This is a genomic window from Methanosalsum zhilinae DSM 4017, assembly GCF_000217995.1.
GTDB classification, from domain to species: domain Archaea; phylum Halobacteriota; class Methanosarcinia; order Methanosarcinales; family Methanosarcinaceae; genus Methanosalsum; species Methanosalsum zhilinae.
In genome coordinates, this window is the sequence record NC_015676.1 from 944,506 (window position 1) to 965,469 (window position 20,964).

General features: G+C 36.6%; 22 protein-coding genes. 16 read left to right on the forward strand and 6 right to left on the reverse strand.

Annotated elements, in window-relative coordinates:
* The first annotated feature begins 76 nt into the window (after positions 1-76).
* The 4 genes from MZHIL_RS10740 (at position 77) to MZHIL_RS04415 (ending at position 4,277) form a co-directional block, all read left to right on the forward strand.
* Positions 77-901 carry a helix-turn-helix transcriptional regulator gene (locus MZHIL_RS10740; protein WP_013898165.1) on the forward strand — a complete coding sequence of 275 codons (825 nt, stop codon included), beginning with the start codon at positions 77-79 and terminating at the stop codon, positions 899-901.
* A 123-nt stretch (positions 902-1,024) separates the two neighbouring features.
* Positions 1,025-1,531: an amino acid-binding protein gene (locus MZHIL_RS04405; RefSeq protein WP_013898166.1), complete on the forward strand. Its 507-nt coding sequence runs from the start codon at positions 1,025-1,027 to the stop codon at positions 1,529-1,531.
* Positions 1,532-1,544: 13 nt separating this feature from the next.
* Positions 1,545-2,549 carry a homoserine dehydrogenase gene (locus tag MZHIL_RS04410; protein ID WP_013898167.1) on the forward strand — a complete coding sequence of 335 codons (1,005 nt, stop codon included), beginning with the start codon at positions 1,545-1,547 and terminating at the stop codon, positions 2,547-2,549.
* Between the two features lie 42 nt (positions 2,550-2,591).
* Positions 2,592-4,277 (forward strand): ATP-dependent DNA ligase, encoded by a 1,686-nt coding sequence (locus MZHIL_RS04415; RefSeq protein ID WP_013898168.1) that lies wholly within the window; start codon positions 2,592-2,594, stop codon positions 4,275-4,277.
* 67 nt (positions 4,278-4,344) lie between these two features.
* On the opposite strand, the gene MZHIL_RS04420 is transcribed toward MZHIL_RS04415, so the two are convergent.
* From MZHIL_RS04420 to MZHIL_RS04430, 3 genes are all read right to left on the reverse strand, one after another.
* The gene (locus MZHIL_RS04420; protein ID WP_013898169.1) at positions 4,345-4,770 is read right to left on the reverse strand and encodes a DUF2111 domain-containing protein; all 426 of its coding nucleotides are present in this window, start codon (positions 4,768-4,770) and stop codon (positions 4,345-4,347) included.
* 174 nt (positions 4,771-4,944) lie between these two features.
* Positions 4,945-5,415, reverse strand: coding sequence for a DUF2124 domain-containing protein (locus tag MZHIL_RS04425; protein ID WP_013898170.1), 471 nt, complete (start codon positions 5,413-5,415; stop codon positions 4,945-4,947).
* A gap of 53 nt (positions 5,416-5,468) precedes the next feature.
* The gene (locus MZHIL_RS04430) at positions 5,469-5,678 is read right to left on the reverse strand and encodes a DUF1059 domain-containing protein (RefSeq protein ID WP_013898171.1); all 210 of its coding nucleotides are present in this window, start codon (positions 5,676-5,678) and stop codon (positions 5,469-5,471) included.
* A 496-nt stretch (positions 5,679-6,174) separates the two neighbouring features.
* Here MZHIL_RS04430 and MZHIL_RS04435 point away from each other — a divergent pair, with 496 nt between their 5' ends.
* The 7 genes from MZHIL_RS04435 (at position 6,175) to MZHIL_RS04465 (ending at position 12,816) form a co-directional block, all read left to right on the forward strand.
* Positions 6,175-7,530 (forward strand): DEAD/DEAH box helicase, encoded by a 1,356-nt coding sequence (locus MZHIL_RS04435; protein ID WP_013898172.1) that lies wholly within the window; start codon positions 6,175-6,177, stop codon positions 7,528-7,530.
* A gap of 429 nt (positions 7,531-7,959) precedes the next feature.
* Complete coding sequence (locus tag MZHIL_RS04440) at positions 7,960-8,625, forward strand: class I SAM-dependent methyltransferase (RefSeq protein WP_013898173.1); 666 nt, start codon at positions 7,960-7,962, stop codon at positions 8,623-8,625.
* A 205-nt stretch (positions 8,626-8,830) separates the two neighbouring features.
* The gene (gene recQ, locus MZHIL_RS04445; RefSeq protein WP_013898174.1) at positions 8,831-10,666 is read left to right on the forward strand and encodes a DNA helicase RecQ; all 1,836 of its coding nucleotides are present in this window, start codon (positions 8,831-8,833) and stop codon (positions 10,664-10,666) included.
* A 121-nt stretch (positions 10,667-10,787) separates the two neighbouring features.
* Positions 10,788-11,276 carry a small multi-drug export protein gene (locus MZHIL_RS04450; RefSeq protein WP_013898175.1) on the forward strand — a complete coding sequence of 163 codons (489 nt, stop codon included), beginning with the start codon at positions 10,788-10,790 and terminating at the stop codon, positions 11,274-11,276.
* A gap of 114 nt (positions 11,277-11,390) precedes the next feature.
* Complete coding sequence (locus MZHIL_RS04455; protein ID WP_013898176.1) at positions 11,391-11,882, forward strand: small multi-drug export protein; 492 nt, start codon at positions 11,391-11,393, stop codon at positions 11,880-11,882.
* Between the two features lie 83 nt (positions 11,883-11,965).
* Positions 11,966-12,436 (forward strand): hypothetical protein, encoded by a 471-nt coding sequence (locus MZHIL_RS04460; protein ID WP_013898177.1) that lies wholly within the window; start codon positions 11,966-11,968, stop codon positions 12,434-12,436.
* A gap of 59 nt (positions 12,437-12,495) precedes the next feature.
* Entirely contained in the window at positions 12,496-12,816 is a 321-nt protein-coding gene (locus MZHIL_RS04465; RefSeq protein ID WP_342626842.1) for a carboxymuconolactone decarboxylase family protein, read from the forward strand.
* 22 nt (positions 12,817-12,838) lie between these two features.
* Here MZHIL_RS04465 and MZHIL_RS04470 read toward each other — a convergent pair whose 3' ends face one another.
* The gene (locus MZHIL_RS04470) at positions 12,839-14,053 is read right to left on the reverse strand and encodes an ABC transporter permease (protein WP_013898179.1); all 1,215 of its coding nucleotides are present in this window, start codon (positions 14,051-14,053) and stop codon (positions 12,839-12,841) included.
* 262 nt (positions 14,054-14,315) lie between these two features.
* Between MZHIL_RS04470 and MZHIL_RS04475 the strand changes: the two genes are divergently transcribed.
* Positions 14,316-14,801, forward strand: coding sequence for a hypothetical protein (locus MZHIL_RS04475; protein ID WP_245527565.1), 486 nt, complete (start codon positions 14,316-14,318; stop codon positions 14,799-14,801).
* A gap of 38 nt (positions 14,802-14,839) precedes the next feature.
* Positions 14,840-15,085 carry a hypothetical protein gene (locus tag MZHIL_RS04480; protein ID WP_013898181.1) on the forward strand — a complete coding sequence of 82 codons (246 nt, stop codon included), beginning with the start codon at positions 14,840-14,842 and terminating at the stop codon, positions 15,083-15,085.
* A gap of 48 nt (positions 15,086-15,133) precedes the next feature.
* Here MZHIL_RS04480 and MZHIL_RS10195 read toward each other — a convergent pair whose 3' ends face one another.
* On the reverse strand, positions 15,134-16,081 hold the full coding sequence (locus tag MZHIL_RS10195; protein WP_013898182.1) for a PKD domain-containing protein: 948 nt from the start codon (positions 16,079-16,081) through the stop codon (positions 15,134-15,136).
* Between the two features lie 678 nt (positions 16,082-16,759).
* Here MZHIL_RS10195 and MZHIL_RS10510 point away from each other — a divergent pair.
* The 3 genes from MZHIL_RS10510 (at position 16,760) to MZHIL_RS04495 (ending at position 19,006) form a co-directional block, all read left to right on the forward strand.
* Positions 16,760-16,930: a hypothetical protein gene (locus MZHIL_RS10510; protein WP_013898183.1), complete on the forward strand. Its 171-nt coding sequence runs from the start codon at positions 16,760-16,762 to the stop codon at positions 16,928-16,930.
* Between the two features lie 161 nt (positions 16,931-17,091).
* Complete coding sequence (locus MZHIL_RS04490) at positions 17,092-17,577, forward strand: PH domain-containing protein (protein WP_013898184.1); 486 nt, start codon at positions 17,092-17,094, stop codon at positions 17,575-17,577.
* The gene (locus MZHIL_RS04495; protein ID WP_013898185.1) at positions 17,570-19,006 is read left to right on the forward strand and encodes a PH domain-containing protein; all 1,437 of its coding nucleotides are present in this window, start codon (positions 17,570-17,572) and stop codon (positions 19,004-19,006) included. The genes MZHIL_RS04490 and MZHIL_RS04495 overlap by 8 nt, the downstream gene beginning before the upstream one ends.
* An 80-nt stretch (positions 19,007-19,086) precedes the next feature.
* On the opposite strand, the gene MZHIL_RS04500 is transcribed toward MZHIL_RS04495, so the two are convergent.
* A complete protein-coding gene (locus MZHIL_RS04500; protein ID WP_013898186.1) occupies positions 19,087-20,697 on the reverse strand; it encodes a BCCT family transporter in 1,611 nt (536 codons plus the stop codon).
* Positions 20,698-20,964: the final 267 nt, after the last annotated feature.

Genomic DNA, 20,964 nt, shown 5'->3' on the forward strand with positions numbered 1-20,964 from the left:
TATTACTTTAGATTATTATATATCCCGATACAAAAATCTTCAGAAAAGCAATAGAAATATATTTTATACTGATATAATGAATTTTGTGAAATCAAAAAACGTATTTCATTTTCTGATAGCCTTCTTAATATTGATTGCTATTGCAACACCTGTGCAGGCAGGTACAGCCACAGTACATGGTGCAGTATATGACTGGTATACATTTGATTTACTGGAAAATACAGTTGTTGAAGTCAATTCTACACCGCCGCAGTCATTGGTTGCAAAGCATGGGATATATTCCTTTGACCTTTCACCGGGAGAATATAAAATATCTGCAAGATATTACGAGAACGGAACGCTCAGGGCTTATGCTGAAGAAAGGATAACTATAGAAGGTCAGGGAAATTATGTACTTGATCTTCTTCTTTTACCTGCTTTTGATGATGAAGATCTCATTGATAGTGAATTTAATGAAGATATGACCAGTATAGCTGAGGAAAGGTCCAGGCCTGCGGATGATGACTCTGGTATCTCTCTGGACATGTTCACTTTAATATTAGTGTTTACTGCATTTCTTATTCTGGTAATGGCAGGATATTTCCTATGGAAAAATGGTTCTGCTGTATCTATGGCAGAAAAAGAGGAAAAAGAGGAAAAAAAGAAGGACTTAGATAATAACTATCCAGGATCATCTGACACATTATTACTGTCTTCTGACCTGCAGGAAGTACTGGATATTATTTCATCACATGAAGGACGTATTACCCAGAAAGAACTTAGAAAAAGAATGAACTATTCAGAGGCAAAAGTAAGCCTCATGTTATCTGAACTAGAACATAATGGCCTGATTGAAAAGTTCAAACATGGAAGAGGAAATGTGATAATACTGGTTCATAAGCCTGAAAAAGGAAATAAATGATATGTTATAAGTATAACAATGTTCAATCAAAATGTAGGTGAACAGATAATATCGATAAAGGTATTAGTGATGAACCAATCTTATACTCAAATTCATAAACATAAAGATACAGCGAGGGCTTATATGCGAGTTTCAATGGACATTGAACTAAAAGATATTCCAGGACAATTGCTTTTAGCGTTACAACCCATATCAGATCTTAAAGGAAACCTGATTTCGATTGTACATCATCATGAGAAGCATACTCCCCGTGGTACTATTCCGGTACAGCTGGTATTTGAGATTGGATCCAGTAATCTTGACACATTAATTTCCCGGCTGGAAAATAGTGGTGTTGATGTGGTAAGAGTAGGAGAAGAGAGATTCATTGAACACGGGGCGGTGATCCTTATTGGCCACATTGTCCATACAAATATACAGGATACCATTGATACCATTGACAACACTGGTTTTGCAGAAGTTGTAGGCCTTACTCTTTCAATGCCACGTGTAAGCAAGCCGTCATCTGCATTTTTAAAGATAGATGCTGTTGGGAAAAAGGAATTGTATGAAGCTATATCTATTCTGAAAAATGTAGCTTCTAAAAAGAATCTTCTGGTTATTGAGCCGATTGAAACTCAGATGAAGTAAGGTAGGGGATGCAATGAATATTATACGTGTTTCTATTATAGGTTTTGGTGCTGTTGGACAGGGCGTAGCAGAAGTTATTTTGAAGAAGATGGATTATCTGCGAGATCTAAATCTCGAAATAAAAGTTGTAGCAGTTGTTGATTCCAGAGGAGCTGAAATAGATACTGAAGGTATCGATCTTGCTAAAGCCCTTGAAAGGAAACGTTCAAAAGGAACAGTGGCTCTTGTTGACAAAACAGGACTTGATGTAATTAAGAATATTGAACATGATGTTGTTATTGAAACAACCCCTACGAATATTGATGATGGTGGCGCCGGTCTCAGGAATATGCTTGAGGCTTTCAGGCAGGGCCGTGATGTGGTTACTTCAAATAAGGGCCCCCTTGCTCTTAAGTATACGGAACTTGTAGAAGCTGCTAACAGTTCTGGATCAAAGTTCAGATTCGAGGCAACGGTTGGCGGTGCAATGCCAATAATAAATTTGATCAAGGGGGTGCTTGCAGGCAATGAAATTCTAAGTATACAGGGAATTCTGAACGGAACCTGCAACTATATCCTCACACGGATGCTGGAAGAAGAAGCATCCTATGAACAGATGCTTGCAGAGGCTCAGGAACGTGGAATTGCAGAGACTGACCCCACATACGATGTTGAAGGAATTGATGCCGCCTGCAAGTTAGTTATTCTTGCAAATAGTGTTTTTGGAATGAATGCCACCTATAAGGATGTAGATGTGACCGGAATTTCAAAAATTACCCCAGAATCAATGATACTTGCATACAATGATGGATATGTAACAAAACTGATAGGAGAAGTTCGAAAGGATCTCCTGTGCGTAGCTCCTCGTCTGGTACCCATAGGGCATCCGCTTTCAGTCGGAGACACCCTTAATGTTGCATCAGTACAGACTGACCTTGCAGGACCGGTCACAATAACAGGCAGAGGTGCAGGTTCTATTGAAACGGCAAGCGCCATATTGAGCGACCTGATATCCATATCCAGAAATATGAATGAATAAGACCGAGATTTTATTGTATTTCATTTTTAATTATTCAGTAATATGACAGCTTTCAAAGAATTTGCGCATGTATGCAGTCAGATAGAGAATACAAGCAGTTCACTTGAAATTACAGATATGGTAGCTGAGTTTTTCAGGATAGTTGATACTGAAGAACTTCCAGTTGTCATACATTTTATTATGGGGGAAGTATTTCCTGCCTGGAGTGAAGAAGAACTTGGTATAGGTAAAGGGCTTTACTATACCTCTTTATCTAAAGTATCGGGACTTTCAGTAGACGAAATTAAAGAGATTGTTCGAAAGACGGGTGATATTGGTAAAACAACCATTGAAGTCATGAAAAATAAATCCGGGGATCAGGTAACCTTCAGTGTCTTTTTTGATGATAATACACAATTATCCATAATAGATGTATATGAAGCACTAAAAAAAATTGCTGCAATTAATGGTAAAGGTTCTCAGAACATAAAGATGAAAAATCTGCAGTATATTTTCAGTAAAGCATCGCCACAGGAATCTCAGTACATGGCGCGTCTTGTCCTTGAAGAGTTGAGAATTGGTGTCGGGGAAGGAATTGTAAGAGATGCTATTGCTCTGGCTTTTGATGTTCCGGCAGAGTCTATTGAAAGGGGATTTATGCTGACCAATGATATGGGAGCAGTTGGATTGGCTGCAAAAAAAGGTGGTATTGAAGAAGTTGAAAAGTTAAATATGGAATTGAATCGGCCCATTAAACTAATGCTTGCTCAGGTAACTCCCAGTATTAAAACCGCTATTGAGGAAATGGAAGAAGCTGCTATTGAATGGAAATTTGATGGTGCAAGACTCCAGGTGCATAAGGATAAGGATAAAGTTTCGATATATTCAAGGAAGCTGGAGAATATCACTAATTCGCTACCCGATGTAGTATCTGCTGTAAAGGAGTATGTTAATGCAGATACTGCAATATTGGATGGGGAAGCCTTTGCTGTGGACGAAAATGGAAAACCGAAACCATTTCAGGAAATACTCAAAAGGCTTCGTAGAAAGTACGATATAGAGATCACTACAAGAGATATACCCCTGACTGTAAAATTCTTTGATATAATGTATCTGAATGGTGATTATCTTATTGATCTTTCACTCATTGAACGTAGAAGACTGCTTGGCGAATGTGTCAGGAACAGTAACTCCATCACAGTTGATCAGCAGGTTGTAACAGATGATCCTGAAATTGGAGAAAAGATATATAGTGAAGCAATAAGAGCGGGTCATGAAGGGATAATGATCAAAAATCCACAGTCACCATATACACCCGGTAAAAGAGGCAAAAACTGGCTCAAGAAAAAGCCAGTAATGGAAACGCTGGATCTTGTGGTAATTGGAGGAGAATGGGGATACGGAAGACGTACTAATTTTATAGGATCTTATACACTTTCATGTTATGACCCAGATAGTGGAAACTTTTTACCCATTGGAAAGGTTGGAACTGGTATAACCGATGAAAACCTTGTTGAACTAACAGGATTGTTTTCTGACCTTATAGTTGTTGAATCCGGAAGAGATCTTGAATTTAAACCGGAAATTGTTTTTGAGGTTGCTTTTGAAGAGATACAGAAAAGCACAAATTATGAGTCCGGTTATGCACTTCGTTTTCCACGACTTGTCAGTATAAGGGATGATAAATCTCCACATGAAGCCGATACTATCAGTCGTGTAGATGAAATATACAGATCACAGAGAAAATGAATTCAGTATTTTCTTCATCATCCATTGCACCTGTATTTGTTAAATCAAACTTAGATTAAAAATGCCATTATTTTTCCCGGTATATTTCTTTTTTTGCTTTTTCTACTTCTTCAACAATTCCTGGATACTCATCAAAAAGTGACATTATATCAAGCGCTGCAAGTAGATCCACCACTCCAATAGCTGCGATCACATCTCCTTCTTTAGATCTTAAGGGGGCTACTATTACTGCTTTTCCTTTATATTGACCTTCGTCAGGGATCTTACGTACCAGCTTGTTTGTTTTCAGGGCTTCTTCAAGGACCGGACCTGTATAATTTGTATCAAGAACTTTATTTTTTTCCAGCCGGATCCCTTTTTTGTTAAGGCTTCTCATTGTTGTGGGCAGACCCAAAAGTGAATGTATTGCAAAGGCCATTGGTTCAAGATCTTCTGCACCTGAATCTTCAGATATTTTAAGATAATTAATATTACCCTCTCCGCTTATTTTCATGGATATTTTTTATGAAATTATAATACTCAATATGATATATTTTTTGGCAACTGAACAGTTAGTTAATTTTTTGATTTTTTTATTATATGTCAAAATAAGTATTAAGCGAAAACAATTACTGTTACAAATACTATTGTTTAACATTTCATTTATTTAATTACGCAGGAAGATTTATCACATTTTGATCACTTCAACAGAGAGATCAGCGTCAATTATATAATCAAATTTGATATGATCTGTCCACTTCTGTTCCTGGAAAATTGATTGAAAACAGACACCTATAATTTTACTATTTCTACCTTTACTGATCATCTGGACAAACCGATTCATATTCTGCGGATCAATCTGGTTTTTAGGGATTGCCAGTCCTCCCAATAACACAACGGTGTCTGCCAGCGGATCTGCTGTATCTCTAAGCTGCATTCCATCATCAGTGAAAGCTAAAATCTTTGCAGAATCTTTATCCATATTTGGAACAAAAACCAGCCTTTTTTCGCTATCCCTAAGTGTAAATGATAGAAGTTCTGCAAAAGGTGTACAAAAACCCGGTGTTCCTACGAAAGTGATCTCTTCAGAATCTTTGACAAGATCCTTGAAAGATTTCAGCTGTCCTCCAATTCCTTTTGATGTAAGCAATAATTCCATATTATTTCTCCTGGAATAAGGTACTTATGAATTCAGTAACCGAAGATAAATATTTATAATGCACCACAGCCGCAACCTCTGGATAGAAGAAAGTCCATTCGGTACTTTATATCTTCTTTATCGTCTTCATCCATTTTTTCAAATGATTCTCTGTGTATTGTTTCAATGTGTTCCTGCATATTTTTTTTAAGCTCATCTGCATCATAACCAGTGGTTATGAAACCACAATTGAATCCCAGATCCCTGCATCTTAATATCTTCATAATCTCCCAATTAATAATCTCAATTTACAGCAATAAATTTATCTGTATAACCTGATGGAGCATATCTGGATCAAATATATTCGTAGTATTGATGAACATGCTGCAAATTTATTTTATTTATCAAAACGTTTAAATCATAGTAACTCTATGTACACCACAATCATTTTTGAAAGCGGCAACAGATGTTCATTAACAAAATATCTGTTTCAACAAAATCTAATAAATTTTGTTTTTCAAAATTATGTTTAAACCATATATTGATAGTGATTCTTGATATCGATTTATCAACAATGTATAAAAAGTATATTAGAAACATTAAATGCTGCGATCAGATTATAAAAATCAAATTGCAGGATCAAAGTATGGTTATAATTGAGCACCCTCGGGACGAGGGGAAGAGTCTGCAGACCTGAGATCCAAGGGTTTAAGGTATGAAGCAGAAAGCTCCATAAGCCATGCTTTGGGGTAGTTCACTTTAAATATAAGTAGGTAAATCATGTCATTCGAATCATTTAATATAAAATCACAGATAGTCAGAGCGCTTAATAATGAAGGTATAACGGCTCCAACAGATATTCAGGAGCAGACAATTCCTTTGATCGCTTCAGGAAAAGATGTTATAGGAATTTCACATACCGGATCCGGAAAAACTGCTGCTTTTGCGATACCCTTACTCGATAAAATAGTACGTGGGCAAGGTATTCAATCGTTAATTGTAGTTCCTACCCGTGAACTTGCTTCTCAGATATCCAATGAATTTAACAAGTTTGGAAAATATATTGATTTTTCAATAGCAACCATTTATGGTGGAGTTGCCATTGGTCCCCAGATCAGACAACTATCCAGGGCAGATATTGTGGTAGCTACACCAGGCAGATTACTTGATCATGTTCAGAGAAAGACCATAGATTTATCCAATGTTGAAACTCTGGTCCTTGATGAAGCTGATATTATGGTTGATATGGGGTTTTTTGAGGATATTAAAAAGATATTGAAGGCTGTACCCCATAAAAGACAGATTGCTCTATTTGGGGCAACAATATCAGACGAAATAAATCAGCTCAAAACAAAATATATGAATAATCCTGCATTTGAAAAATCGGAAGCGCATGTAGACGATACACTATTAAAGCAATATTACTACAGGGTTGACCAGAAAGAAAAATTCTCTTTACTTGTACATCTTCTCAGGGAAGAAACTTCAGATAGAGTTATTGTATTCTGTCCAACACGCGCAAATGTGGAAACAGTTTCAAAGAACCTGCGATCAAATGGAATAAAAGCCAACATGATCCATGGTAAAATAAAGCAGAGCAACCGGCTTAAGGTAATAGATAATTTCAATAAAGGAAGACCCAAGATTCTTATTGCTTCAGGTGTTGCTTCCAGAGGTTTGGATATAAAAGGTGTAAGCCACGTTTATAATTATGGTCTCTCCCACAATCCGGAAGAGTATATTCACAGGATCGGACGTACTGCAAGAGCCGGTGAATCTGGTAAAGCAATTACCCTATTAAGTCCCGGTGACAATAAAGTATTCAAAACAATTGTTAAAAAATATAATGTAAACATTGAAAATCTTGAATGCGATGATTTTTCCAGGGTTCAGTTCGATTCCAGAAGCAGTGGGTCAAGCAACAATAAATTTAGGGATAACAAATCCAGAAATAAGAACAAAGAATCTGGTCCCAGATCCTCATGGAAGAAAGTTCAGAAACCACCTGGCTCAAGTAAAGATCAAAAAATGAATGGAAACAGAAAAAGGCGAGTAAAGTATAGGAATATATCTGACGACAAAGTAGCTTCAAAAATAAAAGCTGCAAAACCAAAAAGACCGGTCAGAAACCAATAATCCGATATCAGGATGAATACAGTTTCATTCTGTACTCATCATTTTCCTTATTTATTTTTCTGCAATAATTTTTACTATTGGGCACAGTTTTTGCTATCCAAATTTATACTTATTTCTTTGCGACCATTTGTTTATCTATAGATCCTTTTTCGGCATCGTAGTGTGGTAGAATATCCATTTTTTCCTTAATTCCAATATTATGCGATTTTAGGCAAATGTTTTTGTGCAAAACAATTATTTGTACAAATTTTCTATATGTAATAGATCTTATCATATTTTTATTGCACTGATTACTATTTATGGTCACTTGCAACAAAATGGTGACAGAAACATTCCTAAACGAATCTGTGAACTTGCATATCAATTAAAAATATGAAATGCAAATAATACAAATGAACTATATATTATAGAACTCAAAAAAAGCTATTTATGGTAAATGAAACGGATATTAGCCGGGTAACACGCACAAAAAAAGAAGCTCAAATAAATTATGACCGCCTGAGCAGAATCTACTGGATAATCGATGTGTTTGAGAGAAGATCCAAAAAGAAAGGACTTCAGATGCTTAAAATGAAAAAGGGTGAATCGGTTCTTGATGTTGGCTGTGGTCCTGGCAAATGCACGGCTTCTCTGGCCCTATCAGCTGGAAAAAATGCAAAAGTATGCGGAATAGATATTTCTGGACAGATGTTAAAAAGGGCCAGAAATGAAATTCAGGACAGGGAAGTATCTGACAGGACTGATTTGATAAGAGGTGATGCTGTGTATCTTCCTTTCAGGAATAACTCATTTGATGTGCTCTTCATGAGTTTTGTTCTTGAACTGTTTGATACTGCCCAGATTCCGGAAGTTCTTGGTGAATGTCGAAGGGTTCTAAAGAGTAGTGGTCGTATCTGTGTTATAGCATTATCCAGGCAGGAACAGGAAAATATTTTCATGAAATTGTATGAATGGCTGCATGAAAAATTACCTTCTGTATTTGACTGCAGACCAATATATACCAGGCAGTCCATGGAAGAAGCCGGATTTGAGGTGATTGAGGTGGCCCGTATGTCGATGTGGAGAATACCGGTTGATGTTATAGTAGCAAAGTAATCGATTTTTGCACAATGAACCGGATTATGAAATTCCCATTAAATCTTTGATTTAATCCGGTGCTAAAGACATCGGGATTTTGACTCTTTACCTATAAAATTGAATTGGTTAGTTTACTTTCACACTGCAAGGATTCTGTTTATATATTACAATTGAACTAATAATGTAAAAATACTTATCATCACTTTATTATCGGGTAATTTTTATGCAACATATTCTGCAGAAATATTTTGGCTATAATGATTTTCGTCCTCTTCAGAAAGAGATAATAAGCGATATTCTAGAGGGAAAGGATACGTTTGCATTAATGCCTACAGGTGGCGGAAAATCTCTATGCTATCAATTGCCTGCACTTATGATGGATGGTGTCACTGTTGTTATATCCCCTCTGATCTCCCTTATGAAGGACCAGGTTGATAATCTTAAATCTAATGGAATCGCAGCAGAATATCTTAATAGCACCCTTGGTTATTCTCAGATAAAACAGGTTCATGAGAAGTTGATTGATAATCGGATCAAAATTCTATATGTAGCACCTGAAAGACTGATCATGAGTGATACCTTTTCTTATCTCAAAAAGGGGAAGGTGAGTATGTTTGCAGTGGATGAAGCACATTGCATTTCAGAGTGGGGTCATGATTTCAGGCCTGAATATCGCAGACTAAATATTCTAAAAAAAAGGTTCAGGAATGTACCGATCGTTGCTCTTACTGCTACTGCCAGTCCCAAGGTAGAAAAGGATATAGTAAAACAACTAAGCCTTGAGGATTGCAGAACTTATAGGGCCAGTTTTAATCGAAAAAACCTTTTTTATCATGTAAAAACAAAAAAAGATACATACCGTCAATTGAAGGCTTATCTGAAAAAACATCGTGGAGAATCCGGGATAATCTACTGTCAAAGCCGCAGTATGGTTGAAACCCTTTCAAAAAGACTCAATAAAGATGGCTTCAAAACACTTGCTTATCATGCAGGACTTTCTGATTTTAAAAGAGAATACAATCAGAATTCTTTTATTCAGGATAATACAGATATAATTGTTGCAACTGTGGCGTTTGGAATGGGTATTGACAAACCCGATGTACGGTTTGTTATACATTATGATCTTCCAAAGAACCTGGAAAGCTACTATCAGGAGACTGGAAGAGGTGGTCGTGATGGACTGCCATGTGAATGTGTTCTTTTTTTCAGTTATGCTGATAAGTATAAAATTGAATACTTTATAGAACAAAAAAAGACTAAAGAAGAAAGAGATGCTGCTTTGATGCAGTTGAGACAGATGATAAATTACTGTGAGAGCAATCAATGTCGCAGAAAAGTATTGCTTGAATATTTTGGAGAGACCTATCCAGAGTCTAACTGCAAAAAATGTGATGTTTGCCTTAATCCAAAAGAAAAATTTGAAGGAACAAAATATGCTGAAATGATTCTTAAATGTATAAAGGATCTCGACCAGAGATATGGTGCATGTTATACAGTAGATGTTCTTACCGGATCAGGTTCAAAGAAAATCCAGAAGAACAGTCATCATCTTCTTGAAAGTTATGGGAAGGGAGAATTTTTTACTAAAAAACAGTGGCTGGACATATTACGTGAGTTGATAAATAAGGGAATATTGGAACAAAAGGGTGGCAGATACCCGATTTTGAATCTGAATGGTAAAAGTGAAGATGTGCTAAATGGTAATCTAAGGATTGAACTGACTGTGCCTTCTAAAACTGTTAATGTAAACTCAGAAAAAAACCTAAATGAGGAAGCTATTCCTGGTCTTTTTAAATCTTTGAGGAAATTGAGAAAACAAATTGCAGATGAACAGAATGTTCCTCCTTATATAATATTTTCAGATAGGAGTCTTATGGAAATGGCTTCCACACTGCCTGAAAACCATGTAGAGTTTCTGAAAATACATGGTGTAGGTGAACACAAATTGAAAAAATATGGTCCTGCTTTCATCAATGAAATTAGATCGTGCAGACAGAACCATGATTGGGGTTTGACCAGAGGCCGTAATCATGAACAGATAATGGAACGAAGTTCCTGAGTGTATTGCGATGTTATGTTCTGATATTGGATTTTATTATTTCTGGTATCAGAATCATTTTTATCGGTTAAGTTCCATTCTAAAATGAATTCTCATCAATCATGACCTGGATATTGAAACTATGCTTGATCTAATGATCTCACAACTGCACAATTCTGAGGGATTGCTGGCTTATCTTCTAGTATTCATACTTGCAGCTATACCACTGATTGAAATATTGATTGTAATCCCAATAGCTATTGGGATTGGACTGAATCCATTTATAGTGGCTTTATCAGCCTTTATTGGAAACCTTATCCCTGTATATCTAATCATTATTGCATACTCGCAGATGAATTCTTTTCGCGAAAGGTTCAATTCAGAAGTTGAGTGTGAGCAGGTGAACACTTCAGGAAGAAAGAAGAAAGCCAGGGAGGTATGGAATAAATATGGTGTTCCTGGTCTTTCAATAATCTCTCCTGGAATCACCGGTACTCATCTTGCCACAGTAATGGCACTTGGTTTTGGTGCACGTATGACTGTTCTTGGAATATGGATGTTCTTAAGCCTGCTTCTTTGGACGGTTTTAATCACCACTATTTCATTTTATGGATTTGAGATAATAACCTGAGATAGCAAAAGTAGAATTTAATTAAATGTCAATCGATCATTATTTAGTCAAAAAAGTTCATCTGATTTTAAGTTAAATTAAAATATGTGAAGTTATTTTTATTGAGTGTTTTAAATGGATCCGGTATCCCAATCATTGGTTTCACAGCTCAATTGTGCTGATGGACTTTGGGCATATTGTCTTGTATTTCTTCTTGCAGCAGCACCTATGATCAAAATATTCATTGTTATTCCGGTTGCGATTGGGGCCGGACTGGATCCATTTTCAACAGCTATTTCTGCTTTTCTTGGAAATATTGTTCCATTATATCTGGGTTTACTGGCCTACTCAAAGGTCACCTTTTTCCGGGAAAAGTTTAGCCTTGATCTTGATGGTCCGGATGTGTCCAGTAAACTGAAAAAAACTGTCATTATCTGGGACAAATATGGAGTCCCTGGTCTCTCGCTCATATCTCCTGGAGTTACAGGCACCCATGTTGCAGCTTTTACAGCTCTTGGATTTGGAGCACAGGCAGTAAGGGTTGGAATCTGGATGTTCCTGAGCCTGTTGATATGGACTATTATACTGACCATAATTTCATGTTATGGGTGGAAGCTAATTTTATAGTATTAAGAGATCAAGCATGGTCCATTACAAATCAAGGTAATTTTTAAAATTTCATAAATAACCGTATCAATCAATGTTAATTTATGAATAAGGAAAGTTTTATTCCTGCAGTGGTCAGTCTTATCGTTTTATCTGTGATACTGATTGTATTGGTCGCATATTCAGTCGAACATACCAGAATTCTGGGTCCTTTGATAGCTTTCTTTGGATTATTCCCACTTACTATCATTAAATTCAGTGGAAGAAGTGTAAGGTCAAACGGTGCTGATGTCATATTTGGAGCAATTGATACAGGAGTGTTAATGATCGCTGCACTAATTGGAGCTTCTCTTGCTGGAATTCTTGGGGCGATTATTGGAAGTGCAATCGGTGATTCCATTACAGATGGTCTGGCAGGATTGTTTGAAGGATCAGTTGCAGAGAGATTGAGAGAATATGGTATTCAGGAAGCAAGAACTTCATTAAGTTCATCTATGGGCAAAATGAGTGGATGTCTTATTGGAGCTGGATCTGTGCTGACTGTTGCATGGACTTTTCTGGGACTTGCGATTTAATGGTTTGCGATAAAAATATAACCAGATAAAATAAATGATAGAATTAATCGAGCTGTGGAGTGAAAAAGTCAATGCCCGAAGACCCATTGAAAATAATAAGAAATAATGATCCGGAATTGTTCGGTCAGATTGAAAATACAGCTAATCTGTCATTTGCGGATGGAGATATCCCTCTGAAATACAAGTTACTCATAGCAATGTCCCTTGACGCTTCCAAAGGAGCAGTTGATGGCGTCAAGGCTCTTGCAAGAAGAGCCATGGATGAGGGAGCTACAAAAGAGGAAATGTTTGAAGTTTTAAGAATTGCATATTATATTACGGGTGCTGGAAGTATTTATACTGCTGTCAATGGTTTAATTGACCTTTTTGATAATGAATAAGGTAAAATAAAGATGTAACACCTCAATTTTGCCTTAATGCATCCACAGGATTCATCTTTGCAGCCTTATTTGCAGGATAGATACCTGAAATAAGCCCTATAATCACTGATATTAAAAACCCGGTTAAGATAAGATATAATGGGAATACATGCGGAAGATCCAGATAAATTTCGACAGCAAAAGATCCAACCAATCCTAGCAAAGTTCCCAGTATACCTCCAATCAGGCCAATTATAATCGACTCTATTATAAACAAACCCAAAATGTCTGCATAGGTGAATCCCAGAGACTTCATTAGGCCTATTTCTTTTGTTCTTTCAGTTACTGTTACCAGCATTATGTTCATGATTCCGATAGATCCTACAAGAAGTGCTATTAATGCTACAGATGTAATAAGTACCGTCAGTGCTCCAGAAAGTTCATTTAACTGGTCTATAATGTCTGCCTGATTAAATATTGAATATGGCTTTGCATCATCGTTGTCTATATCTCTGGTAGATACTCCAAGACTGCGTGCAAGATTTCGATCGATCTGTTCAGAAACTGGTCTAACTTCTTCTGCAGTAGCAGTTCTTGCTGAAAAACCACCATAATCCGTTTCATCTAACAGTTCGTTCATAACTGAGATGGGTATAAAAATTCTATTATCCGGCTCTGCTCCTGATTGTATAAATTCAGAATCGGGGCTTTCAATGACACCAATGACTTTAAACTTTTGAGTTTTAACCGTTCCGTCAGTTCTTCTAAATGAAATTTCTATTGAATTTCTTGTATGTATACTTCGATCAAATCTTTCGTTAGCAACACTGTCCCCGATTACAGCTACATATTTACTTTTATCAGTAAAAAAATTTCCACTTTCCAGACTAAGACTTGCTACATCTGCATAATCCTGTGTGGTGCCCTGAATATTGATCTGTCTTGAAACGGACATAAATGTCACCTCTGCAACTCTTTGCTTAATAGGTGATACTCCATCGACACCAGGCGTTCTTCGGATTATTTCAAGCTGGTTATCATCAAAAACATTTATGTCTTCACTGAAAATAACAATAAAATTATCCCCAATTTCTCCAAGTTCATCTGTGAAATATTGGTTAAAACTTGCACCCAGAGATACATTGGCCACCACAGCAGCAACACCAATTATTATGCCCAGTGTTGTAAGAGCTGATCTGAGTTTGGCGCTACTAATACTACCAAAAGAAAGGACAAGTAATTGTTTGAGATCTGTCATTAATTCTCATTCCAGGATTTCTTCAATAAGCCAGTGTTGCATTTATGGCAAAATGTTTATCCCACCGATTCCAGGCTCAATTTAATATTTTGATTTTATTTGTATATAAGCAATTTCAGGTATATATGTAATCCCAGAACCATTTGAATCATGATGCAATTTTTTATTTTCTTGCTCTAAATTTTCATTTTACATTGGTACACTAAGTACAAATAGATAAAAACTTTATGAATAAAGTACTTTCATTTGCTGATATATGGACATGGATTCGATAATTCAATTAATCAGTATAGAAATGTATAATGCTGATGGACTTTGGGCATATATTCTTCTGTTTGTTATCTCATCTGCCCCTGTAGTAAAGATATTTATGGTGATACCGATAGGCATTTATTTTGAGTTGAACCCAATTGGGGTTGCTCTGGCTGTATTTCTTGCAAAGATAATACAGGTCCATTTTATTATAATCGGATACTGCAGGATCAGAAACTTTCACGATAGATTTATCTCAAAGATTAGTTATAATGAATTGCATAAATCTTTGATAAAAAGAAAAGCATTGGAAATATGGAATAAATATGGTGTACAGGGCCTGTCTATAATTTCACCATGGATCATAGGGACCAATCTTGGCACAATTATGGCACTTGGATTCGGAACTCGTGGGTCTGTTATTGGTGCATGGATGTTTCTGAGTCTCTTATTATGGACAATTGTTATAACTTTTATTTCTTACTACATTGTCTGAATAATCCCTGCTAAAAGAGAATAGATAGATTAATAATTATGAAAAAATTGAAAAATGAGATTAAATTGGCCTTATTAACTCTTGGATGTATAGTTATAATTGCTATATTTTCAAAATATTACCTGGAAGAAGAGATGAGTTTTATTTCCAGAAATGCACCTTTATGGATGTTTTTATTATATTTATTTGTATCAGATAAAATACAAGTATCTGGTATGTTGAGATACTATTCTGCTGCTATAATACTTATTTCTATGATAGTTATTGCAATTCATATGATTTGATGGAAAGTACATAAAAATTTCAAATTTGAGAGATGAGTGAATGTATAATCACTCATCCTTTCTTACCATATAGGTAAGTACAAATAGACATATTATCAGAGTAACAACTCCAAACCCTGGTATTGGAGAGGGTTCCGGTTCTTCTGCTGTGATAGTCACTTCTGAAACATCCTGTCCAGCTTCGTTGGTCACTGTCAGTGTTACATTGTACATACCCGGCTGTGTATAGGTATGTGATGGGTTTGCCTGGGTGGATGTTTCACCATCTCCGAATTCCCAGTGATATTCAACAGCATTTTCTGATTCATCTATGAATGTTACTTCAAGGGGTACTTCTCCTGAGGTGGGAGTTGCTGTAAAAGATGCAAATGGCATCTCTGATGGAGTTTCAACCGTTATTGTTTTGGATAATGTATCCTGTCCTACCTCATTAGTTACTGTTAGTGTGACAGTATAGGTCCCAACTTCCTCATAGGTATGTGTTGGGCTTGTCTGGGTTGAAGTTGTACCGTCTCCAAAGTCCCATTGGTATTCAACGGCATATTCTGATTCATCTATGAATGTTACTTCAAGGGGTGCTTCTCCTGAAGCAGGGGTTGCTGTAAAAGATGCAAGTGGTTTTTGAGCAGGCGGCATTACTGTAACTGTACCACTCATTCTGGCGGGAAATTCCCGGACATAAAAATGATAAGTTCCACTTTCATTGAAGGTGTAGCTCAATGATCTTCTATAAGTTAGAGTTGTATTTTGCCATAATCTATCTTCACTTACCAGTGTAAATGCTCTGTTTGGCTCAGTTTGTAAATTTTGCCACCTTACGGTGTCTCCAGCGTTTATCTCCACGTTTGAAGGAATAAATGCCAGCTGTTGCATCCTGATAAATACCGTTTTTGGCTCAGAAGCACCTTCAACAGAAGTATTGTCTGATGCACCATGGGCATATCCAATACCTGAAAGTGTGATCAAAATTATCATAATTATAACTATTTTTTTCATGTTATCTCCATAACCCCTATTTATACATTAATTTTTTTAAGTAGCCAGTTAGATTACGTTTTAATAGTATTTAATTTTAAATGCAAAATATCCTTGAAATGAATGGCTGGTTGTGTCATGATTTTATATTTCTATCATGATTTACTCTTTAATATAGAAATTATTTAAAAAATAGTATCGGGGGAGATTTCCCCCATATATGTATCCATATTGGCATGGTGTTGCCATAAGCCATTCAGGTTACAAAATGGAAGTTTTTTCTCCTTATTTATGAGCAAGGATTGTAGGAGATACTAACTGTTCATTCATGGCTTTTTAGTCAGCAAATACCTTTGATCAGCATTTATTGACTAAACTTACATAGGTATTAGCAGTATATATAATAACTTATGGTAATTAATCAACGAGGTATATATTATCAATGCAATATTTGATAATGCTATAGTAGATTTAATGAAATCATTTTATGAAATATATAATATTCATAAAATAATCACTGTGAAGATAATTAATACCATTGATAATATCAATGCCAGAATCACAATGAAAAAGTCTAATAAATACTAAAATTACAATAAGTCATAAATTATTACATTTACTATTTATATTTACTACTTATTTATCATTCGGTTCTGTTTTTCTGTTATCTTTTAGTATTTTTTTAATGTATTTTTAGATATGAGTTTTGCTAGTTCTATTTCTAATCTTCTTGTTCATGCTGTAATCTTTGTAATTGGCTGTATTGTTGTGGTTTCAAGCGTGTATTATTTGATTTCTGGATTGATCGTAGGAGCTTTCGGTGCTTTACTGGGGTTAATTGTGATCATGTTCTCACTTTATGACAGTTGACTTTTTAATTATTTTAACACTATTATTTAAGCAAAATTTTTCATTTTATTTTCATAGGTACAAATAACTTAAATAAAACAAAGCTGTTCTAATTCTCAACTTTGAAATGGTAAATTTATATAGCACATACCAAACTACAGATTGGACAATGGAGATAATTGATGCTGGAGAATGAACCTGCTGAACGTATTGATTCAAGGGCTCTTAAGGTGTGGTTTCTAAGTGGTATCCTGGAAGGTCTTATTCTTTTACTGATCCCTCTGTTATATATGGTGTTAGGTGAGTTTCTCTGGGATTGGCCTGCCAGATGGGGCTGGTATGGAGTGGCAGTGGTAGTGATTTATACATTATGGTCCTCAATAGTAGCACCCCGGCTTAGAATACGTTTTTGGAGATATGAAATAAGGGAAGATGAAATTGATATTCAGCACGGTATTTTTATTATCCGAAGAACTCTTATACCCATGATCAGGGTTCAACACGTAGACACAGAATACGGACCGATCATGAAATATTTTGGGCTGGCAACATTAAGGATATCCACTGCTGCTACTGATCATCGCATTCCTGCTTTATCAAAAGAAAAAGCTTCAAAACTTTTGGGGGAAATATCAGCTCTTGCAAAAGTGAGTGATGAAGATGTCTGACTATAAACGCCAACATCCGTCAATGATCATTCTGGAAACATTGAAAAGTTTGATTTATGGCCTCCCGCCAATTTATCTTTTTGCATTAACATTAAATGAAGATATAAGCAGAACCGTTTTTTCTGATTTTTTCTGGATAGCACTTCTTTTTTTGATCATTCTTTTTCTGAATTCTGTAATAAAGTGGTATTTTTATACATATCAATATCAAGATGGGTATCTGTATATAAAAAAAGGATTGCTGTTTAAAAAAGAGCGTTCAATCAAAAGAGAACGTGTACAGACCGTAAACATACGAACCAATTATCTGCAAAGACTTCTGGGCGTTGCGACAGTTCAGGTTGAAACAGCAGGTGGTAGTAAGGAATCTGAACTGAGTCTTACTGCTGTGAATCTGGAAGAGACCCATAACATAAAAGCTTATCTGGAAAATTATGGACAAGTGCCTGACTATAAAAGCAGGGGTATGGAGAGAACAGATAAAATAGAGAATGTTCATAAGATTCCTTTATGGGATCTGTTTCTTGCAGGAGCTACATCCGGCAGGTTCATGCTTCTATTTTCCCTTATAGCTGCTGCTTTTTCCCAGTTTTATCCCTATATTCCTGAGACCTATCTGAGATTTCTGGTGGAACAGATAATTCCTGAAAATAGTGTAGATTTTATTCTTCTTACCGTCCTGATATTTCTGCTGTTGTTCCTATCCTGGATGATATCAACCATAGTTTTTGTTATTCAATATGCTGATTTCACCATAACCCGCCAGGCTGACGATATACGTCTCTCCTGGGGAATTATTGAGCAGAAAGAATTCAATTTGAATTTGAATCGGCTGCAGGCAGTATCAATAAAGGAAGATCTTCTAAAACAGCCGTTTGGTCTGTGCTCAATTACCGCAGAAGTTGCAGGTGGTGGATCTAAAGAACATAATTATGTAACTGTACTATATCCATTACTTCGCGTGAGAGAATTAACAAACTTTCTGGATCAAATATTACCTGAGTATAATATACCTGAAAATATGCAGTCGCTGCCGACTAGATCCCGAAAGCGCTATGTATTTCGATTGCTGGCACCTGCTATTGTAATTGTTGCTTTATCTGTACAAACATTTGTTTATGGATGGATTTTAATTATTATTTTACCTCTGGCGCTTTTGCTGGGTCAGTCCCGCTACAAAACAGGAGGAACTTTCATCAGTGATAAGCAGCTGACATTACGTTTTCGCAATATAAACCGATATCATGTGCTTATGATGAAAAATCATATCCAATCACTGGAACTTAGTTCCAACGTTTTTCAGCGTATCAGGAACCTAAATACGGTTAAAGCTTCTGTCCTGTCCTCTCCTTCAGGGAAGGATTTCAAAGTAGTTGATATTGATAATGAGGAAAGTAATAAATTATGGGACTGGTTTTCCAGAGATTAAATCCTCCAGATCAGTCCTTTATATCTCAAAGATAATCTCTAAGATTGATTCTGAAATATGATTGTTTATTCAGAACATATTCATTGTTCCTCTGCCTCCTTTTTTTCCGCCTTATCCCGGATCTCTTTTAGAGTTGCTCTCAGTCTGGCTCTTTCCATTGGCAATGATTCTTCATGTAACTCGATATAGAGAGCCTTCAGCAGACAATAGAGCATCAGGACCATTATGATCATGAATGGAAATCCTCCAATGATCGAAGCGGTTCGCAGCGCTTCCAGTCCACCGGCAAGAAGTAGAACCGCAGCAAAGGCGCCTTCAAGACTACCCCATATTATCCTGAGTATAAGTGGTGGATTTGGATTTCCTTTGGATGTAAGCATACCGATCACATAAGTTCCCGAGTCTGAAGATGTTATGAAGAAGATAGCAACTGAAATCATGGCCACTGCAATGAGTACGCTAGAATATGGAAAATGGCTGAGCGCACTGAAGAATCCTAATGCAGAATCAATTTCTACCAGTTCAGCAATACCAGCTGCTCCGAAATGCTCAATATAAAGTGCGGAACCTCCAAAGACACTGAACCAGACCATACCAACAGCAGTAGGTGCAAGCATCACGCCTACAACAAAACTTCTAATTGTCCGGCCCCGGGAAACACGGGCTATAAATGAACCAACAAAGGGCGCCCAGGAAATCCACCATGCCCAGTAGAATATTGTCCATGCTGCACTCCATCCATCAGCACCCTCTGCAGCAGGGTCAATCCAGAAAGACATCTGCAAAAGGTTTTGCAGATAACCCCCTACAGAATGGGTGAATATGTCCAGAATAAACAGTGTAGGACCAACAATGAATATCAGGACTAAAAGAAGAGCAGCAATTGTAAGGTTGAGCTGACTTAGCCACTTGATACCCCGGTCTATTCCGGTTGAGGTAGATATGACCGCCAGAATAGTAACAACAACTATTATCAAAACCCATAGATCTGGTGTACTTACAAAACCAAATAATTCTTCAAGTCCAGCTCCTATCTGCATGACTCCCAGACCAAGGGTTGTAGCTATTCCAAAGAGGGTTGCAAGAACACCAATGGTATTTACAAGTACACCCCAACCACCTTCAATACCTTTCCGTCCAAGGATAGGTTCCAGTGTGGAACTCAGTAGCATTGGTAATCCTTTTCTGTATGAAAAATATGCAAGGGAGCCGGCAACCACTGAGTAAATAGCCCATGGATGGAATCCCCAGTGGAAAAATGAATACCTCATAGCTATGTGAACTGATTCTGCAGTATTTGCCTCCCCGTGGGGTGGCCACATGTAGTGCCAGATTGGTTCAGAGACACCCCAGAATAATAGACCTATACCCATACCGCAGCTGAAAAGCATGGCAAACCATGCCATGTTGGAATAAGCCGGTTTTTCATAATCTCCACCAAGCTTGATTTCACCCAGCGGACTTAACATCAGATATACAATCAAAACAAGAAAAATACTTCCTCCAAGTATGAATGACCAGCCGAGACTGTCTACCATCCATGTAAAAGTTAAATCCATATATTCTCCGAAAGGTTCTGGAAACAGAACACCAACTAGAACAAAGCTGCCTGCTAGAAATAAAGAGATCAGGAATGTAGGTGTTTTTGCAGCTTCAGAGAATGAGGTAAGCCCTTTTTGTTCATCTTTCAAAGTTAAAACCTCCTGTAAATAAAATATCCAAATATTTGCTCATAAAAGTACCAGATGCAAAAATTAGAAACAAAATATCCTTTTGTTAAGATCCTTAAAGGGAATACTACCCACCAGACTAAAGGCAGATGAAAATTTTGTTTCTGTCAACAGTAAAAACCTTTTATACATTGAGACATTCTGGAAGCTGATTATCTGGGAATTAACTACTTTATGCCTGAATATGGTTTTCTTATCCTTAGAAGATCATTTTTTTAATGCAACTTA

Excerpts from the sequence above, each read along its gene's own strand:
- MZHIL_RS10740 (WP_013898165.1), top strand. The coding sequence starts at position 77 with ATGAATTTTGTGAAATCAAAAAACGTATTTCATTTTCTGATAGCCTTC.
- MZHIL_RS04405 (WP_013898166.1), top strand. The coding sequence starts at position 1,025 with ATGCGAGTTTCAATGGACATTGAACTAAAAGATATTCCAGGACAATTG.
- MZHIL_RS04410 (WP_013898167.1), top strand. The coding sequence starts at position 1,545 with ATGAATATTATACGTGTTTCTATTATAGGTTTTGGTGCTGTTGGACAG.
- MZHIL_RS04415 (WP_013898168.1), top strand. The coding sequence starts at position 2,592 with ATGACAGCTTTCAAAGAATTTGCGCATGTATGCAGTCAGATAGAGAAT.
- MZHIL_RS04420 (WP_013898169.1), bottom strand. The coding sequence starts at position 4,770 with ATGAAAATAAGCGGAGAGGGTAATATTAATTATCTTAAAATATCTGAA.
- MZHIL_RS04425 (WP_013898170.1), bottom strand. The coding sequence starts at position 5,415 with ATGGAATTATTGCTTACATCAAAAGGAATTGGAGGACAGCTGAAATCT.
- MZHIL_RS04430 (WP_013898171.1), bottom strand. The coding sequence starts at position 5,678 with ATGAAGATATTAAGATGCAGGGATCTGGGATTCAATTGTGGTTTCATA.
- MZHIL_RS04435 (WP_013898172.1), top strand. The coding sequence starts at position 6,175 with ATGTCATTCGAATCATTTAATATAAAATCACAGATAGTCAGAGCGCTT.
- MZHIL_RS04440 (WP_013898173.1), top strand. The coding sequence starts at position 7,960 with ATGGTAAATGAAACGGATATTAGCCGGGTAACACGCACAAAAAAAGAA.
- recQ (WP_013898174.1), top strand. The coding sequence starts at position 8,831 with ATGCAACATATTCTGCAGAAATATTTTGGCTATAATGATTTTCGTCCT.
- MZHIL_RS04450 (WP_013898175.1), top strand. The coding sequence starts at position 10,788 with ATGCTTGATCTAATGATCTCACAACTGCACAATTCTGAGGGATTGCTG.
- MZHIL_RS04455 (WP_013898176.1), top strand. The coding sequence starts at position 11,391 with ATGGATCCGGTATCCCAATCATTGGTTTCACAGCTCAATTGTGCTGAT.
- MZHIL_RS04460 (WP_013898177.1), top strand. The coding sequence starts at position 11,966 with ATGAATAAGGAAAGTTTTATTCCTGCAGTGGTCAGTCTTATCGTTTTA.
- MZHIL_RS04470 (WP_013898179.1), bottom strand. The coding sequence starts at position 14,053 with ATGACAGATCTCAAACAATTACTTGTCCTTTCTTTTGGTAGTATTAGT.
- MZHIL_RS04475 (WP_245527565.1), top strand. The coding sequence starts at position 14,316 with ATGGATTCGATAATTCAATTAATCAGTATAGAAATGTATAATGCTGAT.
- MZHIL_RS04480 (WP_013898181.1), top strand. The coding sequence starts at position 14,840 with ATGAAAAAATTGAAAAATGAGATTAAATTGGCCTTATTAACTCTTGGA.
- MZHIL_RS10195 (WP_013898182.1), bottom strand. The coding sequence starts at position 16,081 with ATGAAAAAAATAGTTATAATTATGATAATTTTGATCACACTTTCAGGT.
- MZHIL_RS10510 (WP_013898183.1), top strand. The coding sequence starts at position 16,760 with ATGAGTTTTGCTAGTTCTATTTCTAATCTTCTTGTTCATGCTGTAATC.
- MZHIL_RS04490 (WP_013898184.1), top strand. The coding sequence starts at position 17,092 with ATGCTGGAGAATGAACCTGCTGAACGTATTGATTCAAGGGCTCTTAAG.
- MZHIL_RS04495 (WP_013898185.1), top strand. The coding sequence starts at position 17,570 with ATGTCTGACTATAAACGCCAACATCCGTCAATGATCATTCTGGAAACA.